This window comes from Vibrio sp. 2132-1, from assembly GCF_033344315.1.
In genome coordinates this window covers 45,334-62,854 of record NZ_JAWPON010000008.1, presented here as the reverse complement: position 1 = coordinate 62,854, position 17,521 = coordinate 45,334, and the positions used below count along the sequence as shown (strand labels likewise).

Genomic DNA, 17,521 nt, shown 5'->3' with positions numbered 1-17,521 from the left:
GTCCATATTCCGATGTCTCTGTAACATCAGACCAATCTATCGCTAGTATTGAAACGGTATCGCATGCTTTCAATCGAAGACACTAAAACTAAGTGGGAGTTTTTCCAGAAACACCACTGGGTATCTCCAGAATTTTCCCGCACTCCCGTCCTCGAGTCGTGGGAGCGTTGCATAAAGCAATGCAGCCCTTACACCTGGTCAAAACCACATATTGCTTCTGGATTTACCTTCTCATCTCTAATGAAGCGCAACGAATATCTCATCGAATGCGCCACGACCGTGCTTGAAGATACGTACGATATGCTTGGTGACGAAGACCTGGTATTGATGGTGACTGACGGCAACGGCTGCGTTCTATCTGTTGTGGGACATAACTCAATGCAACAAGAGATGCAGGCGCTCGGTATTAAACAAGGCTGTTTTCTCTCCGAAGGAAAGATAGGCACAAATGCAGTCAATCTCTGTATCAACACTCATATCCCGTGTGAAGTTTTTGCTGCCGAACATTTCAATCGCCACTTGCACTCTTATGCCTCTGTAGCGGCGCCTGTTTTTGACCAATTTGGCAAATTACGCGGTACAACATGCCTTTTCAGAAAAGCGGAAAGCTATAAGAAAGAAGACTTAGTCATCATCGCGTCGAGCGCGAAAGAAGTCAGCTTGCAAATCCACATTCAGTCGGAACAAGAAAACATGAACCGCCTCACTTGTGCGCATAACGCAACGTTAGAGTGCATGGATGACGGCCTTCTGGCCTGGGATGAAGAGAGCCGTATAACCATGGTAAATCACCAGTCCGAGCGCTTGTTAAACATTAAAGCCAGTCAGGTCTTGGATAAAGAAGTCTTTTCTGTTTTGCGCTTCCCACCGAATGTCCTTACTAGTATTGAGTCAGGTGCGAGCATAAACCGTAAACTCACAACGGTAGAGGTTCGTGGCGAGTTTGTTGAAGCGATCATCACCTTGCGTCCACTCAACGACGGCACACACTTATTGTTCTTGCACCCTATCGATAAAATTCGCGAACTTGCTCAACAACAAATAGGTGGCAGTGCGCGCTATACGTTCAGCACTTTGCCTGTCATTTCACGAAAAATGAAGCATGTCATTACCGTTGCAAAACGGGCCATAAAGTCCAAATCACCGATTCTAATTACGGGTGAAGAAGGTGTAGGAAAAGCCACTCTCGCCATGGCGATCCATAACGAAAGCACTTACAAAGAAGGGCCGTTCATTACGCTCAACTGCCGCTCCATCAATACAGAGCAACTGGTCAAAGAAACTCTGGGGTATGACGAAGGGCAAGGCATGCCTTCAAAGTTTGAGCTCGCCCATGGCGGTACGCTCTTTTTAGAAAAGGTGGAATATCTGTCGCCCGATTTACAAGCCGTGCTACTTAAGTTGTTAAAAACTGGGCTCGTCAGCCGCAGCGACAGTTTGCGATTGATCCCCGTAGATTTTCAACTTATTACCAGCACCGCTTCAGAGATCAGCGAGTATGTCACTCAGCGCTCATTTGGTCGGCAACTTTATTATGAAATCTCCTCGAACGAGCTGCATATTCCGCCACTACGAAAGCGTAAAGAAGACATTGAATTTCTCGTCCAGCAACTTATCAGCCATTATGAACGCCGCCACAATGTGACGATCTCGATAGAGCCAGTCGCACTGGAAGCGTTGATGAATTTTCGTTGGTCAGGCAACAACTCTGAATTAAGAAATCGAACTGAGCGAATTTTGCTTAACCGCAGTTCCAACTTAATCAAGCTGAACGATATTCCTGAAGACATTAAACTGAATTCTCGCCATACCGCAGAAAATACGCCAGTAATCACGTTAGAAGAAGCCGAGAGAAGAGCGATTGTTCAGGCTTGGAATCAGTGTGATGGCAAAATGCATGATATGGCGAAAGCATTGCAAATTGGCCGCACGACCTTATGGAGAAAAATTAATAAGTTTGGGCTGCAGGAGCAAATGAAGCTGTATTAAGTCGTGAATTGGCGTTCCTATAACAAAAGTAAAACCGGCGTAAGCACGCCGGTACAGGTGTACTAACGATAAGATATCGATTAAACATCGACAGACAACTGACGAATCTGCGCTTTTAGTCCCGGTAGCATGCTCGAACTGGCGCTGAATTTTCGCAACCCCACGCGAAGCAATGTTTCTGTGGCATTTGGATCGCCAGCCATCTCACCACACATACTAACCGGTATGCCCGCGCGATCGCCTGCTGCACACGTGAGCTCAATGGCTTTTAGTACCGATGGTTCAAAGTAGTTCACCAATTCAGCAACAGCAGCGTTACCTCGATCGGCGGCCATAACATATTGAGTCAAATCATTGGTGCCAATAGAGAAAAAGTCGACTTCTTGGGCTAACGCATCAGCATTTAATACCGCGGCTGGCACCTCAATCATAATACCAACGGGCAAATGAGTCGCATCCAAGCCGAGTTGGTTTGCTTGATGCGCCAACAGCGCTTTTACTTTTCTCACTTCTTCAACCTGAGCCACCATCGGTATCATCAATTGAATATTCGGTTGCTCGTGAAAGGCTCTCAGAATGGCTCGAAGTTGAGCGGTAAACAATGACTCATGTTGAAGGCACAACCGCACCCCTCTCAAACCTAAAAATGGATTATCTTCCGCTGGCATAGGATAAGCGGCTAAAGGCTTATCACCGCCAACATCTAGACTACGAATCGTAAGTGGCTTATCACCAAGTGCGGCGGCAATATCACGATACACTTGGTATTGCGCTTCCTCAGTTGGCAACTCATCACTGTTTTGAAATAGAAACTCAGTCCGAAATAGACCAACGCCCTCAGCTCCTGATGTTAGTGCATCATCAATATCTTTCGGTCCACCAATATTGGCGAATACTGGAATATGGACACCATCACAGGTGACTGCGGCTTGCTGAGCACTCGCTAATGCACGTTGTCGGATGCTTTGCCACTCAATTTGCTGAGCTTCTAATTCCTGCTGTACGGCATCTGAAGGAGAGAACCATAAATGCCCTCGGAAGCCATCAATAGTCACCACTTGACCAGCACGCACAGCATCAAGGCAGCCCTGAGCTTTAACGATGGCAGGAATCCCCATCGCACGAGCAAGAATCGCACTGTGAGAGGTTTTCCCTCCCTCACTCAAACAGATACCAAGCACTTTCGATTTATCAAGCCCGGCCACATCAGAAGGCATCAGGTCGCGGGCCAACAAAATACTCGGTTCCTGAATGTCGATGGCATTAGGCGTTACGCCTGTCATTTCGACCATAACTTGGCGTGCTATATCATGCACATCTGCTTCGCGTTCCCGCATGTACTGACTTTCTGCCTGGCGAAACTCTTTGGCCAACGTTTGCAGTGATTCTACCCAAGCTTGCTCGGCTATCATGCCCGTTTGAATTCGCGACTCGACCGATGCCCATAATTCTGGGTCACTGAGCATCATGCTATGAGCGGAAAATATTTCCCCTTTCGGCTGCTTCGCTTGCTCCTGCAAATGTTGAACAACCACGCCTATCGCACGCTTAACCCGTTCAATTTCATCTTGTTCACTTTGGAAATCACGTTCAGGCACTGCTGGCATTTCATGAGTAAAAAGGACAGCAGGAGCAGTAGCGATACCGTCATTGACTCTAATACCAACAACAGCACCTTCAATCTGATTTGAGGTCATGCCATCGAGCAGAGTATCCGAGCTTTCTTCAGGTTCGATAATGCCTTGCTCAACCGCCTCTTTTTCTCCGAAGTGCTCACTAGCTAAGGCTTCAAATGCCTTGATTGCTTCACTGGATTGAGGTCCAAGTGCGCATAAGGTGATCGTCTCTTGACTACGAACGCCAAGTTTCGCAATGCTGTTCAAGCTTTTCGCGTTCACACGGCGCTCGCCTTTTTTCAACCATAATTGGCAGTCGAAAGGCGCGAGTGCACCAACAATGGCCGCAGCGGGACGAGCATGTAATCCATGCGGATTTTGCACTACCCAATCAAATGTCCGTTCTTGCTCAAAGTTCTCTGATACTGGCGCTATCTCAGCGGATGTTAGTGGCTGATCACCAAGATGCTCTCGTTTTACGCTTAACGCATTCTGTGCCTCTTCGACTACCGTCGATAAAGGTAGCCCGGCAGCAGCAGCCACCGACGCCGCCATGGTCCCTTCAACAATAGGTGCCGAGATAAGGGTGACATTTTCCCTCACATGATCATCAACCAGATCCAGAGCCATTTCCGTGCTAAGCAACGCGCTGCCAAGATCCATCAACACAACAACCCCTTGTTGATCTTGTACCTGCTCAATCGCTTCCATCACGGCAATGGCATCGGTTCCGATCGGGTTCTCTGGATCATCAATCCCAGCAGCAATCGCAAGCTTGGCTTTGCCTTGCGTCATTTGGGTGGCAAGTTCTGCCACCCCTTCTGCAAGTCGACGACTATGAGATACAACTACAATTCCCACCATCTTAATTACCTGCTATTGCCTGCTGTAGTGCTTTAATCATTAACAGAGAAGAGGTTGCACCGGGGTCTTGATGGCCAATACTACGTTCACCTAAATAGCTTGCTCGCCCTTTTTTCGCCAACATTTCAATCGTGGCAACCGCGCTCGTTTCTGCTAGCTCAACCATTTCATTCAGTAAGTGATCGGCGCTCATGCCATTTTCTAACGACGCCTTCACGCTAACTAAAACGGGTAACCAAACATCACACATGGTTTTATCACCCAGTTCCGCTTTACCACGAGACACTACGCCATCCACACCGCTTTTTAGTGCATCCACTAACTCTTCAAATGTTAATTGCTCTCGAGTTCCGACAGCGGCAGCCGTGCGAATAAACAGCGTGCCATACAGCGGACCACTTGCCCCACCAACACTAGAAAGTAAGGTCATGCCCGTATTCTTGAGAATGCTGCCGATATTTTGGTCCGCAAATTGCGGCAGTTTTTCAGCAACTTTTTTAAAGCCACGGTTCATATTGAGACCATGGTCTGCGTCACCAATATCACGATCAAGGTCGGTCAGAAAATCTTGATTCTCTTGATACGTTTTTGCACATAACTCTAGCCAGTGAACGATATGTTGTTTTTCAATTTGCATGTTTGCTCCCCCCTCTTACCACTTGATCGCGGCCGTATCGACAGGAGCATCAAACAGCTCCAACATCTCTTTGTCTGCCTTCAGAAACGTAATCGAAACGCCTTCCATATCGAGTGACGTACAGAAGTTACCGACCATATTCCGCACGATACGGAACCCCGCTTGCTCGCAGTTATGAGCAAGACGGCGGTACACTCCGTAAAGCTCTGAAGTTGGCGTACCACCCATACCATTCACCATCACGATGTAGTCGTGCTCAGCGGCGAAAGGCTCAATGCTGGATTCCACTTCATCCCATTCACCTTCGTCACGATTCCAAATACGCAATGTGCGCTGATAAGGCGTGTTTTCAGCAACTTCAGCAAACATCTCATCCACTAACGTATCGGCGTCGGTGTATTTCACTCGCTTGATACCTGGTTCACCATGGATACCAACACCAAACTCCACTTCATCATCTTCCAGAACAAAAGATGGTTTACCTGCTGCGGGTACAACACAAGCATTAAGCGCCACGCCAAATGAACGACAGTGATTATTCACGCGACGAGCCAGCGCTTCACATTGCTCCAACGAATAACCTTTGCTCGCGGCAGCCCCAACTAACTTTTCAACCAATACCGTTCCAGCAACGCCACGGCGACCAGCGGTGTATAGGCTGTCTTTGACTGCAACATCGTCATCCACCAACACCGACCCAACTTTGATACCATCGGTATGAAGCAGCTCCACAGCCGTTTCAAAGTTCAACACATCACCGGTGTAGTTTTTAATGATAAACAGCACGCCCTCACCGGTATTCACTTGGTTGCCACATTCGTACATTTGATCAGGCGTAGGTGAAGTAAATACCTCTCCTGGGCAGGCGCCTGTCAGCATGCCTTTACCAATAAAACCTGCGTGCAAAGGTTCATGACCACAGCCACCACCAGAAACCAGTGCCACTTGCCCCGGCGTTTCCTCATGCCACATGTAACGAGGTTCGTAGTTCGCTTTTAGCTCAGGGCGGGACAATGCTAGGCCTTCCATTTGCTGCAATACAACATCATCGACTTGGTTAATTAACTTTTTCATCGTTCTATCTCATTCCATTTATATTTTTATGTAGGGTATGAATTCATCTTAAACAGAGAAAAAACGTGCTCAACAAAAATCAATCTGTTTCATATTGAAACAACGACTTCGGTATTTTCGTTTCAATATGAAACGAAAAACGACAGATTCGCTTGAATAGTGATCGGCGCCATAAAGCATGCTGATGCTTATTACTTCTGACAGTCGGTTTGACACAGAGGTCATAAAAGCATGGAACAAAACCAGAGATATCCTTCACCACCTACCACACCAAACCTAATATAAACCTTATCCCTACAATGGATATTCATTGCAGTCCAAAACACACATAAAAAAGGTTAAAGGTTTGAATTATGGACAAAATTATTATCAGCCCAAGCAAATACGTCCAAGGTGAACAAGTACTTACATCTATCGCTCACTATGTGAAAACATTAGGTGAACGTCCGTTAGTAATTGCCGATGAGTTCGTGACTAACCTGGTTGGTGATGACGTCAAACAAAGCTTTGCTGACGAAAAGCTTCCACTCACTATGAACATTTTTGGTGGCGAATGTTCGCGCGTTGAGATTGAACGCATCACGGACATTTGTGCCACTCAGAAACACGATGTCATTGTCGGTATTGGTGGTGGTAAAACGTTAGATACAGCAAAGGCTGTTGCGTTTTACACAAAAATTCCTGTCGTGGTGGTTCCTACGATTGCCTCGACAGATGCACCAACCTCAGCGCTTGCGGTGATATACACACCTGAAGGTGAATTTGCAGAATATTTGATGATCCCTAAAAACCCAGACATGGTCATCATGGATACGTCAGTCATCGCCAAAGCCCCTGTTCGCTTAATTGTATCGGGGATGGGCGACGCGCTTTCCACCTACTTTGAAGCTCGTGCCAACATGACTTCTGGTAAGGCAACAATGGCTGGTGGGTTAGCGACGCGTTCAGCACAAGCGCTTGCGAAACTTTGCTATGAAACCTTGCTTGAAGATGGTGTAAAAGCAAAAGCTGCGGTAGAAAATGGTGTGAGCACCAAAGCGGTAGAAAACATTATTGAAGCCAATACATACCTAAGCGGTATCGGTTTTGAAAGCAGTGGTCTAGCGGGTGCTCACGCTATTCATAACGGCCTAACTAAGCTTGAAGAGTGTCATCATCTCTATCATGGTGAGAAAGTCGCGTTCGGCACACTAGTTCAGCTGGTACTAGAAAACGCAGCGATGGAAGAGATTAATACGGTTCTTGCATTCTGCCGCTCTGTAGGTCTACCAACCAACTTATTTGATATGGGCGTTAAAGAGCTTAACCACGCTAAGTTGCGCGAGGTCGCCGAAGCCTCAACGGCCGAGGGAGAAACCATCCACAATATGCCATTCCCAGTGACGGCAGAAAATGTCTACTCTGCAATTCTAACCGCTCACCAGTTGGGTCAATAACTCACCCCCTTAAAGTGGGCTTAAATAAAAAAGCGGCACATACTCTCGCATGTGCCGCTTGGATTTTTGCTGTTAAGCGTAATTACTCAACCGTTACCGCTTTCGCCAGGTTACGTGGTTGGTCTACGTCCGTACCTTTGATCAGTGCTACGTAGTAAGACAGCAATTGCATTGGGATGGTGTAGTAGATCGCCGCCGTGATTTCACTAACGTGAGGTATCGTGATGATCTTCATTGTTTCATCGCCTTCGAAGCCTGCGTCTGCATCTGCGAATACATACAGAAGACCGCCACGCGCACGTACTTCCTCAACGTTTGATTTTAGCTTTTCAAGTAGGTCGTTGCTTGGTGCAACCACAACAACAGGCATGTCAGCATCAATCAGCGCAAGAGGACCGTGTTTTAGTTCACCCGCCGCGTACGCTTCTGCGTGGATGTAAGAGATCTCTTTCAGTTTTAGAGACGCTTCCATCGCGATTGGGTAGAACTCGCCACGGCCTAGGAACAATGTGTGGTGCTTGTCTGCAAAATCCGTTGCTAGTGCTTCAATTTCTTTCTCGAAAGAAAGTGCCGCGTTGATTTGCTTAGGAAGTGCATGCAGCGCTTCAACAATCTCTTTTTCTTTCTCTTTGCTGATGCGGCCTTGCTCTTTACCTAGTGCTGTTACCAGCATAAGTAGTGCAGAAAGCTGAGTCGTGAACGCTTTGGTTGAAGCCACGCCGATTTCGACGCCAGCGCGAGTCATGAATGCAAAATCTGATTCACGAACCAGAGAAGAGCCTGCTACGTTACAAATGGTCATCGCCGCCATATAACCTTTCTCTTTCGCAAGACGAAGTGCTGCTAACGTATCTGCAGTTTCACCAGACTGAGACAACGTAATAAGAAGGCTGTTTGGACGAGTCACAAACTTGCGGTAACGGAACTCAGACGCGATTTCTACATCACAGCTAACGCCAGCAATGTCTTCAAACCAGTAACGCGCTGTCATACCTGCGTTGTAAGACGTACCACACGCGACGATTTGTACGTGTTCTACTTTGCTTAGAATGTCTGCCGCGTGCACACCGATCGCGTCTGTCACAACAGAGTCTGCCGTGATACGACCTTCCATTGTGTTGATCAACGCTTTAGGTTGCTCATAGATTTCTTTTTGCATGAAGTGACGGTATTGGCCTTTATCACCTGCATCATGCTCTGCGTTAGATTCAACAATTTCACGCTCAACTGGCTCACCCGTTGCATCAAACACAGTGACTTCACGGCGAGTAATTTCTGCTACGTCCCCTTCTTCTAGGTACATGAAACGGCGCGTAACGTTAAGTAATGCAAGTTGGTCAGACGCTAGGAAGTTTTCACCTACACCAAAACCGATCACGATCGGGCTGCCTGAACGCGCTACTACGATGCGTGAAGGATCTTTGCGATCCAACGCTACCGTGCCGTATGCGCCTTCAAGTTGTTTTGCTGTTTTTTGTACCGCTTCTAATAGCGTTTCTGAAGTACGAAGTTCCCACTCAACCATGTGTGCGATAACTTCTGTATCCGTTTGCGATTCAAACACGTAGCCACGAGATTGAAGCAGCTCACGCAGCTCTTCATGGTTTTCGATGATGCCGTTATGGACAACTGCGATATCACCAGACATGTGTGGGTGAGCATTGATTTCAGAAGGTTCACCGTGCGTCGCCCAACGAGTGTGCGCAATGCCAGTTCCGCCGATCACTTTTGCTTCTTCTACTGCATCAGCCAATTCTTGTACTTTACCCAAGCGACGAACGCGCGTTAGGTTTGATTCGCCATCAACAACCGCAACGCCAGCAGAGTCGTAACCGCGGTACTCTAAGCGGCGTAGACCTTCAACCAAAATTTCTGCAACATCTCGTTGTGCTACTGCACCTACGATTCCACACATGTGTTTATCTCCGTTTGTAGTTTTGTTCTTCCCTAGCCATGATTTCAAATAGAGGCAGCAAGCAAAGGCCTTTATCCAGAGGGAAGTGAAATATGAAACTGATTACATCATTAGGCGCAAATGACTTTCACGCCATGTTGTTCAATCTGTACTTTATGCTCTGCTTGGATATCTGCATCGGTCACCAACACATCAACTTGATGCCAAGCGAGCTCTAAGTTTGGGATCTTACGGCCGATTTTTTCGGACTCTATCATTACGATCACTTCACGTGACGCTTCTGCCATTACCTTACTTAAGCCAACCAACTCATTAAATGTCGTGGTTCCACGCTCGAGATCGATGCCATCCGCACCGATGAATAGTTGGTCAAAGTCGTAAGCTCGTAATACAGATTCGGCTACTTTGCCTTGAAAGGACTCTGAGTGCGTATCCCAAGTACCGCCAGTCATCAGCAGTGTCGGTTCGCTCTCTAATTCATTTAGGGCGTTAGCAACATGCAACGAGTTGGTCATGACCACTAAGCCACGTTTGTCATTCAACTGTTGAATCAGCGCGGCAGTCGTGCTGCCACTGTCGATCACGATGCGATTATGCTCGCGAATCAATGATGCTGCTGCTTTTGCTAAGCTTAACTTTCGAGTCGAAACATTAGCGCCCAATTCTTCGTGAATGACTTCCTTTGGGATAGCAATCGCACCGCCATAGCGGCGTAGAAGTTGGCCGTTTTTCTCTAAAGAAGCTAAATCCTTTCTAATCGTGACCTCTGAGGTTTCGAATTTCTGAGCAAGTTCATCAACGCTGACTTCTCCTAGTTCAGAAACCAAGTTAGAAATGGCGTGTCTTCTTAATTGAGTATTTCGTTTCGACATTTAAGTTTTGACTTTAAGTTTCGATGTGAAACTTATTATAGTCAAACCGAAACTTTCAAGTCCATTTATTTCGATCCAAAAAATTAATATTTCTCGATAAAACCTTGTCCTAAGACAATTCTTAAACAGTGATATTGGATTCATTCAGTGGTAGAATTCGCCACCGAAAAGAAAAAAAATTACAGAATTGAAGGCTATTTTTTTGCAACTTTCTGCATATAAAGTGGGATTAGTCACAAAAAGGTAACCAAAATCGCCGATCTTTTAGTCATAAAATGACTAAACTTGGTGAAAGACTTTCAGAATCTGAAGTTCTAATAATGAGACGAAAAATCGGTGGATGACAGGTACTAAATGTCATCAAAAACGTCCTGACTTCAGAGTAAATAACCGACTTTCAAATTGTAACTATACTTACCGGAGAGTATCTTCCATGAAAAAGACCAAAATCGTATGTACGATTGGCCCTAAAACAGAATCTGTAGAGAAGCTAACTGAACTAGTTAACGCAGGCATGAACGTAATGCGCCTTAACTTCTCTCACGGTGACTACGAAGAACACGGCACTCGTATCGCGAACTTCCGTAAAGTAATGGAAGCTACTGGCAAACCACTAGCAATTCTTCTAGATACTAAAGGTCCAGAAATCCGCACTATCAAGCTAGAAGGCGGTAACGATGTTGATCTAGTAGCAGGTCAAGAATTCACTTTCACAACTGACACTTCAGTTGTAGGTAACAAAGATAAAGTTGCAGTAACTTACGCTGGTTTCGCAGCCGACCTAAACGTAGGTAACACTATCCTAGTAGACGACGGTCTAATCGAGATGGAAGTTATCTCTAAGACTGAAACTGAAGTTAAATGTAAAGTTCTTAACAACGGTGCACTAGGCGAAAACAAAGGTGTTAACCTTCCTGGCGTTTCTGTAAACCTACCTGCACTATCTGAAAAAGATAAGAACGACCTTAAGTTTGGTTGTGAGCAAGGCGTTGACTTCGTAGCAGCTTCTTTCATCCGTAAAGCGTCTGACGTTCAAGAAATCCGTGAAGTACTTGCTGCAAACGGCGGCGAGAACATCCACATCATCTCTAAGATCGAAAACCAAGAAGGTGTTGATAACTTCGACGAGATCCTAGAGCTTTCTGACGGCATCATGGTTGCACGTGGTGACCTAGGTGTTGAAATCCCAGCTGAAGAAGTAATCTTCGCTCAGAAAATGATGATCGAGAAGTGTAACCGTGCACGTAAGATGGTTATCACAGCAACTCAAATGCTTGATTCTATGATCAACAACCCACGTCCTACTCGTGCGGAAGCAGGCGACGTTGCTAACGCGGTAATGGACGGTACTGACGCAGTAATGCTTTCTGGTGAAACGGCGAAAGGTAAATACCCTGTTGAAGCGGTAACTATCATGGCTCAAATCGCGAACCGTACTGACTCAGCGCTAAAAGCTGAACTAGGTTCTCGTCTAGACAGCCCACGCCTACGCATCACTGAAGCAGTATGTAAAGGTGCAGTAGACACAGCTGAGAAACTAGCTGCTCCACTTATCGTTGTTGCAACTGAAGGCGGTAAGTCTGCACGTTCAGTACGTAAGTACTTCCCAACTGCAAACATTCTAGCGCTAACAACTAACAAGAAAACTGCTGCACAGCTAGTTCTAACTAAAGGTGTTACTCCTGTAGTTGTTGATTCAATCGAAAGCACTGACGCATTCTACGTAGCGGGTAAAGAACTTGCTCTAGAATCAGGTCTAGGTAACAAAGGCGATATCGTTGTTATGGTTTCTGGCGCTCTAGTTGCTTCAGGTACTACGAACACAGCTTCTGTACACGTGCTATAAGACTGAACTTTTAACACTTCAGTTTCTTGAGAAGGAGGGCTTATGCCCTCCTTTTTTATATGGCTTTCTTGCTCTCATAATAGGCTAATTGTATTATTTACCTCTATCAGAATTTCGTACTGTTTAATTTTATCGTCACGATTAAAGTTTCTATGAGGTGTATGTGTCTAGTCCCACTCTTACCGACAAAGTATTAAGAATGATCCGTCAGGATATTCTCGATGGCGAGCTTAAACCAGGTCAAAAACTCGTGGTTGCCGAACTCAAAGAGAAGTACAACGTAGGAGCGTCACCCATTCGAGAAGCATTGGTGCAATTATCTTGGAGCAAATACGTCAAACTCGAGCCGCAAAAAGGCTGCTGGGTTGCACCTATATGTAAAGATGAGTTACATGACTTGTACGAAAGCCTGCAAATGGTCTCCGCATGCTTACTCAGTAAGGCAATTACGATTGGCGATGAAAAATGGGAACTGGATGTACTAACTGCTTATCACAAGTTATCCCGAGTAAAACCTGGCGAAAGCTTTTGCTGGAGGGAATGGGAAGAGCGCCAAAATCAGTTTCTTACTGCGCTGTTTGAAGGTGCTGGCTCTGTCAATATGTTTGGGTTTTTCCGCGATCTACTCACGCAAATTAAACGCTACCAATACTTCGCGATGCAGATTTTAGGCACAGGGAACCCTGGGCACTGTAATCTCGATGAGCAAGAAATACTGATGAAGGCATCGCTAGACAAAAAGAGTCAGGATGCTTTAGGTTATCTAGAGCGTTATTTGAGACAGTCAATACAGTGTATCGAAGCCGCCATCGACAACCAATGTCGCATACTGGCTAGCGAATAACGCTGAGACTAAAAAGCGGGGGTCTATCCCCGTTTTTTCGTTTTTGTAAAAGCACTAAGCAATATCATCATAACTATGACATAGCGATACGCAGTTACGCCCTGCACTTTTTGACTCATACAAAGCAATATCAGCACATTTATACGTTCTTGTACGATCAGAGGTTAAATCACTATACCCAGCACTGACAGTAATGCCTCTATCACTACGCATTTGAACCGCGACACGTAGCCTGTTCAATACAATTTCAGCCTCTTCTAGAGTTGTATGCGGCATAATCACTGCAAATTCCTCACCACCGACACGAGATACAAAGTCTGTGCTGCGGACTTCTTCTAGGAGGGTTTCTGCGACACTACAAATCACCTTGTCTCCTTCGTCGTGGCCAAGCTCGTCATTAATACGTTTAAAGTGGTCAATATCAAACAACGCCAAACAAGCAGGAGGGCTATCAGGATAGCGTTCAATAATCCCCGCATATTGCGCCAATTGCTCTTCAAATTTTCGGCGGTTCCACAACCCCGTCAAGCCATCTTTTTCGCTTAGGTTTCGTAATTTTTCTTCTAACTCTTTTTGCCCAGAGATATCCACCAGCGACGTAATGTAATAACTCACTTTACCTGATTTGGTTAAATTCGCCTGAATACGCATTATTGCAGTAAAGACTTGATTAAACTTAGTTCGACAACGAATCTCCCCTTCCCATACGTGTTCACTCTTCAGTGTTTTCCAGATACTCAGGTTTGCTTCGAGATCTTCAGGTAAGAGAATTAAATGATGTGCACTCCAACCTTGGGCATGCTTGGTTGAGTAACCCATCATGTTTTCAAACTCTTGATTAACCATGATGATTCTATGTGAAGCATCCGAGATCATCACCGCAGTCATACCATCAAGAGCAGCTCGAGCCAACTTCGATTCCATACTATGACGCCGATAATGCAGAGCAAGGGCTGCCGTCGGCAAAGTGAAGCCGAGCACCAAACTTAGAACAAAAAACGCTTCTTGGATTAAGTCATCAATATCCCTCTGAGCTCGGGATAATAACTGCTCATTGGTAAGATCAATAACCAGATGAAGAGGTTCGCTAGAAACAAACTGGATGGTGCGATACGCGACCAAATTCGAACCATTGTAAGCATAGCCCGAATCTTTTGAATTTAAACTACGCCAAATGTTTGGGTACATCCGGCCAAAATTAAATTGAGAGCGAGCGGGAATTATATGGCCATACAAACGAGCTGATTTAGGGCTATCAATGTAAAATCCGTCACTCTTAATCAGCTCAATATGGAAATCAAGCACTGACGAATAGTTGAGTCGAGAGGATAAATAGTCAATATCAACATTAAGCACAAGATACCCTTCGCGCTTTCCGTTAAGCGAAATAGGCATCAAAATACGCAGTGACGGGCTATAGGGATAGACTAACTCGCCATACTCTCGTTCTAAACCTATCCCCCACGAAGCGATTTCGCCATCGTCTAAGTTCTTAGCGAATTGAAAGTAATCTCGCTCTGACTTATTTTGCAATTTGATCGCGGGCAACGCAGCGCCTGTTTCAATCTCATAATTAATCCTCACTTTTTCTCGACCAGAAACATCAAGAAAGCGAATTTGCTTATACAACTTTTGATTGATTGCGACCGAGATCCACATGTCTTCTAAGATGGAACGGTTCACCCGGTTAGGTTGGCGCAGATATTCATACAGACTTTGGCTGTGACCAAGTAGGTCACTGATCGTTTCGATTTGATCCTGAATATTGCTGTATTCACGGCCAGTATAGGCCAATTGATGTACCGCTTCTTGAGCGGTGTTCTCAACATTGTTTTCTAACAACGTCAGATATTTCTGATAGTAGTAAGCGGCAGTGAGTGCACTAAAAAATAGTGCTGTCGCCAATAAGGTGCCGACTCGCTTAGGTACTTTCACACGTCTAATGCCTATCATGCTTACTAAAACGACAATTATATCATTAATTGTTATTTTCTAAACAAAAAAGCCACTTAGATTAAGTGGCTTTTCTATATGCAATCAGAGAGTTAAGGTTTGAGAGCTCGCTCTCCTCGCGCAATACCAACGACACCACTACGAGCAACTTCGACAACTTCGGTCACTTCGGATATCGCTTGAATGAAGGCATCTAGCTTTTCACTCGTACCCGCAAGTTGTACGGTGTATTGGGAAGCCGTGACATCCACGATCTGGCCACGAAAGATGTCTGCCGTCCGCTTCACTTCTGCTCGCGCAAAACCACTGGCTTTCACTTTCACCATCATCAGTTCACGCTCAATGTGCTCATACTCGGTGACTTCTTGCACTTTCAGCACATCGATCAATTTGTGTAACTGCTTCTGAATTTGTTCCAACTGCATCTCATCAGATGTCGTGGTAATGTTCATTCGCGACAGGGTTTCATCATCAGTCGGTGATACCGTCAAAGATTCAATGTTGTAACCACGTTGAGAGAACAAACCAACAACACGAGACAACGCACCCGGTTGGTTTTCCAATAGCAATGAAATAATGTGTCTCATATTAAGTTCTCTCCGTTTTGCTTAGCCACATTTTATCCATACCCTCACCTTTGATTTGCATCGGGTATACGTGTTCGGTTTCGTCTACGTTGATGTCCACAAACACCAGACGATCTTTCATATCCAACGCTTTTTGTAGCCCTTCTTCGAGCTGATCAGGCGTTTCGATACGAATACCGACGTGACCATAAGCTTCTGCAATCGCTGCAAAGTCAGGAACAGAACTCATGTAAGAATTAGAGTGACGACCTTGATAAATAATGTCTTGCCACTGTTTTACCATGCCTAAGAATCGGTTGTTCAGGTTGATGATCTTCACTGGAATGTCGTATTGCATGGCTGTCGACAATTCTTGAATATTCATCTGAATACTGCCGTCACCAGTCACAACCACGACCTCTTCTTGTGGCATGGCAAACTTCACGCCCATGCCAGCCGGAAGACCAAATCCCATGGTGCCAAGACCACCAGAGTTTATCCAACGGCGCGGCTTATTGAATGGGTAGTACAACGCCGCAAACATCTGATGCTGGCCCACATCAGACGCCACATATGCGTCACCATTAGTTAGCTTGTGCAGCGTTTCAATTACTTGCTGTGGCTTGATTCGTTCTGGAGACGTTTCATAAGACAAGCAGTTACGGTCACGCCATACTTGAATGTCATCCCACCATGCGGTGATAGCATCTTGATCATTTCCACTACCTTGCTCTGCAAGCAGCCCGAGCATGGTTGTCAGCACTTTTTCCGCAGAACCTACGATCGGCAAATCCACTTTCACGTTTTTCGAGATCGATGACGGATCGATATCAATATGCATCACTTTTGCGTTTGGGCAGTACTTTTCAAGGTTGTTGGTTGTACGGTCATCAAAACGCACACCGATACCAAAAATAAGATCGGCTTCATGCATTGCCATATTAGCTTCGTAAGTGCCGTGCATACCCAACATGCCCAGTGAGTTTTTATGTGTACCCGGGAATGCCCCCAAGCCCATCAAAGTACTCACAACGGGTAGGTTCAGTTTGTCGGAAAGCTCTAAAATATGTTCATGGGCGCCAGAAATCACCGCACCACCACCGATATAAAGCACTGGTTTTTTCGCTTCTAATAGCGATTTAAGCGCTTTTTTAATCTGGCCTTTATGGCCCGAAGTTGTCGGCTTGTAAGAGCGCATTGAAAGCGTTTCTGGATATTGATAAGGCAGTTTGATTTGCGGGTTCATTACATCTTTTGGTAAATCAATCACAACTGGACCAGGTCGACCTGTAGTCGCGATATAAAACGCTTTTTTGATTGTTTCAGGAATATCTTCCGCTTTTTTTACTAAAAAGCTGTGTTTGACCACTGGGCGGGAGACACCGACGATGTCACACTCTTGGAAAGCATCATTACCAATTAGGCTATTCGGTACGTTACCCGAGATAACGATCATTGGGATAGAATCCATATACGCTGTTGCAATACCCGTAATGGTATTGGTCGCGCCCGGCCCCGAGCACACAAGTACGACACCCGGTTTACCGGTAGCTCGAGCGTAACCATCTGCCATATGAGTGGCGGCTTGCTCATGCCTTACAAGTACGTGTTTGATTTGATCGGTTTTGGCATGCAGTGCATCGTAGATATCCAAAACAGAGCCACCTGGGTAGCCAAAGATCTGCTCTACGTGCTCTTCTATCAGAGATTGAACCACCATCTCTGCGCCTGACAACATTGCTGTCATAATTGCTCTCCTTAGCCAGTTTCCTCACCGTAAGGTCAACGGATTGGTCTGGTTTTACATAGTCTAGGTCTTATTCGTAGCCTAATCGAAATACTTCCACGTTTTCGGCTATGTCTTGCGTTCGTCATAACATCCCGCAAGGTTACCCAACAAATGTAACGT

The 17,521-nt window shown here is 45.7% G+C and carries 12 protein-coding genes; 4 read left to right on the top strand and 8 right to left on the bottom strand.

Annotated features, from left to right (window positions below; translation table 11 throughout):
* Window positions 1-63 precede the first annotated feature (63 nt).
* Window positions 64-1,989: a dihydroxyacetone kinase operon transcriptional regulator DhaR gene (gene dhaR / locus R8N47_RS10725; RefSeq protein ID WP_064353603.1), complete on the top strand. Its 1,926-nt coding sequence runs from the start codon at window positions 64-66 to the stop codon at window positions 1,987-1,989.
* 80 nt (window positions 1,990-2,069) lie between these two features.
* Here the strand turns inward: dhaR and ptsP are convergent, their stop codons facing one another.
* From ptsP to dhaK, 3 genes are read right to left on the bottom strand one after another with little or no spacing between them, the layout of a single operon-like run.
* Complete coding sequence (gene ptsP / locus R8N47_RS10720) at window positions 2,070-4,469, bottom strand: phosphoenolpyruvate--protein phosphotransferase (protein WP_213913672.1); 2,400 nt, start codon at window positions 4,467-4,469, stop codon at window positions 2,070-2,072.
* Window position 4,470: 1 nt separating this feature from the next.
* Complete coding sequence (dhaL, locus tag R8N47_RS10715; protein ID WP_053304323.1) at window positions 4,471-5,106, bottom strand: dihydroxyacetone kinase subunit DhaL; 636 nt, start codon at window positions 5,104-5,106, stop codon at window positions 4,471-4,473.
* 15 nt (window positions 5,107-5,121) lie between these two features.
* Window positions 5,122-6,180, bottom strand: coding sequence for a dihydroxyacetone kinase subunit DhaK (gene dhaK / locus R8N47_RS10710; RefSeq protein ID WP_047101950.1), 1,059 nt, complete (start codon window positions 6,178-6,180; stop codon window positions 5,122-5,124).
* Window positions 6,181-6,533: 353 nt separating this feature from the next.
* Between dhaK and R8N47_RS10705 the strand changes: the two genes are divergently transcribed.
* Window positions 6,534-7,616 carry a glycerol dehydrogenase gene (locus tag R8N47_RS10705; RefSeq protein ID WP_213913673.1) on the top strand — a complete coding sequence of 361 codons (1,083 nt, stop codon included), beginning with the start codon at window positions 6,534-6,536 and terminating at the stop codon, window positions 7,614-7,616.
* 82 nt (window positions 7,617-7,698) lie between these two features.
* Here the strand turns inward: R8N47_RS10705 and glmS are convergent, their stop codons facing one another.
* Together glmS and R8N47_RS10695 are read right to left on the bottom strand one after the other, a co-directional pair.
* Complete coding sequence (gene glmS / locus R8N47_RS10700; RefSeq protein ID WP_318070327.1) at window positions 7,699-9,531, bottom strand: glutamine--fructose-6-phosphate transaminase (isomerizing); 1,833 nt, start codon at window positions 9,529-9,531, stop codon at window positions 7,699-7,701.
* Between the two features lie 110 nt (window positions 9,532-9,641).
* Window positions 9,642-10,403, bottom strand: coding sequence for a DeoR/GlpR family DNA-binding transcription regulator (locus R8N47_RS10695; RefSeq protein WP_033906045.1), 762 nt, complete (start codon window positions 10,401-10,403; stop codon window positions 9,642-9,644).
* Between the two features lie 433 nt (window positions 10,404-10,836).
* On the opposite strand from R8N47_RS10695, the gene pykF reads away from it, so the two are divergent.
* Together pykF and R8N47_RS10685 are read left to right on the top strand one after the other, a co-directional pair.
* A complete protein-coding gene (gene pykF / locus R8N47_RS10690; protein ID WP_005392243.1) occupies window positions 10,837-12,249 on the top strand; it encodes a pyruvate kinase PykF in 1,413 nt (470 codons plus the stop codon).
* A 157-nt stretch (window positions 12,250-12,406) separates the two neighbouring features.
* Window positions 12,407-13,093, top strand: a complete 687-nt coding sequence (locus R8N47_RS10685; protein ID WP_081886409.1) for a GntR family transcriptional regulator — start codon at window positions 12,407-12,409, stop codon at window positions 13,091-13,093.
* A 54-nt stretch (window positions 13,094-13,147) separates the two neighbouring features.
* Here the strand turns inward: R8N47_RS10685 and R8N47_RS10680 are convergent, their stop codons facing one another.
* The 3 genes from R8N47_RS10680 to R8N47_RS10670 form a co-directional block, all read right to left on the bottom strand.
* Window positions 13,148-15,028: a GGDEF domain-containing protein gene (locus tag R8N47_RS10680; protein ID WP_213869518.1), complete on the bottom strand. Its 1,881-nt coding sequence runs from the start codon at window positions 15,026-15,028 to the stop codon at window positions 13,148-13,150.
* Between the two features lie 110 nt (window positions 15,029-15,138).
* Window positions 15,139-15,633 carry an acetolactate synthase small subunit gene (gene ilvN, locus R8N47_RS10675; protein WP_005379697.1) on the bottom strand — a complete coding sequence of 165 codons (495 nt, stop codon included), beginning with the start codon at window positions 15,631-15,633 and terminating at the stop codon, window positions 15,139-15,141.
* A gap of 1 nt (window position 15,634) precedes the next feature.
* A complete protein-coding gene (locus R8N47_RS10670; protein WP_005379695.1) occupies window positions 15,635-17,359 on the bottom strand; it encodes an acetolactate synthase 3 large subunit in 1,725 nt (574 codons plus the stop codon).
* Window positions 17,360-17,521 lie beyond the last annotated feature (162 nt).